Here is a 1,404-nt window from a genome sequence, read left to right as displayed (position 1 = left end):
ATTGTTCAAGTTTTCGCACGACTTATGGTGCTTGATATATGACTTGCTGATCGGTTTGGCGTATTGCCTTGCTTTTACCGGATCAAATCAAGCCAATCGGGCAATTAGTACCAGTCAGCTGAATGCATTGCTGCACTTACACCTCTGGCCTATCGACGTGGTGGTCTTCCACGGCCCTCAAGGGAGGCCTTGTTTTGAAGGGGGCTTCACGCTTAGATGCCTTCAGCGTTTATCCTGTCCGAACATAGCTACCCTGCACTACCGTTGGCACGATAACAGGTCCACCAGTGGTTCGTTCAACCCGGTCCTCTCGTACTAGGGTCAACTCTTCTCAAGCCTCCTGCACCCACGGCAGATAGGGACCGAACTGTCTCACGACGTTCTAAACCCAGCTCACGTACCTCTTTAAACGGCGAACAGCCGTACCCTTGGGACCTGCTCCGGCCCCAGGATGAGATGAGCCGACATCGAGGTGCCAAACGATGCCGTCGATATGGACTCTTGGGCATCATCAGCCTGTTATCCCCAGAGTACCTTTTATCCGTTGAGCGATGGCCCTCCCACTTGGGACCACCGGATCACTATGGCCGACTTTCGTCTCTGCTCGACTTGTCAGTCTCGCAGTCAGGCTGGCTTCTGCCATTGCACTCAACGACCGATTTCCGACCGGTCTGAGCCAACCTTCGCGCGCCTCCGTTACGATTTGGGAGGCGACCGCCCCAGTCAAACTCCCCACCATGCAGGGTCCCGGATCCGGATAACGGACCGCGGTTAGACATCAAGAAGGCGAAGGGTGGTATCTCAAGGATGGCTCCACAGAAACTGGCGTTTCTGCTTCGATGCCTACCACCTATCCTGCACATCACATTCCTGATGCCAATGCAAAGCTGGAGTAAAGGTTCATGGGGTCTTTCCGTCTAACCGCGGGTAGTGTGCATCTTGACACACAGTTCAATTTCGCTGAGTCCACGTTTGAGACAGCGGGGAGATCGTTACGCCATTCGTGCAGGTCGGAACTTACCCGACAAGGAATTTCGCTACCTTAGGACCGTTATAGTTACGGCCGCCGTTTACCGGGGCTTCAATTCAGAGCTTGCACCCCTCCTTTTAACCTTCCGGCACCGGGCAGGCGTCAGACTGTATACGTCGTCTTACGACTTCGCACAGCCCTGTGTTTTAAGTAAACAGTCGCCACCCCCTGGATTGTGCCCCCCGCCCATACTTGCGTACAGACGGGGCTCCCTTCTCGCGAACTTACGGGAGCATTTTGCCGAGTTCCTTAAACGTGGTTCTCTCAAGCGCCTTGGTATACTCTACCTGTCCACCTGTGTCGGTTTAGGGTACGGTCTTATGGAGGGCTATTTCCTGGAACCTCTGAACGGCCTTCCCAATCCGTTAAGGGAA

The 1,404-nt window shown here is 54.3% G+C and carries 1 rRNA gene; it reads right to left on the bottom strand.

The features are described 5' to 3' along the window. Window positions 1-83 precede the first annotated feature (83 nt). Window positions 84-1,404: ribosomal RNA gene (locus tag H0485_RS21210) — 23S ribosomal RNA — on the bottom strand; the annotation flags it as partial.

Origin of the sequence: Pseudogemmobacter faecipullorum, from assembly GCF_020539525.1 — a bacterium.
Classification (GTDB): Bacteria; Pseudomonadota; Alphaproteobacteria; order Rhodobacterales; family Rhodobacteraceae; genus Pseudogemmobacter; species Pseudogemmobacter faecipullorum.
The sequence above is the reverse complement of the archived record's forward strand: the minus strand, read 5'-3'. Positions and strand labels throughout refer to the sequence as shown.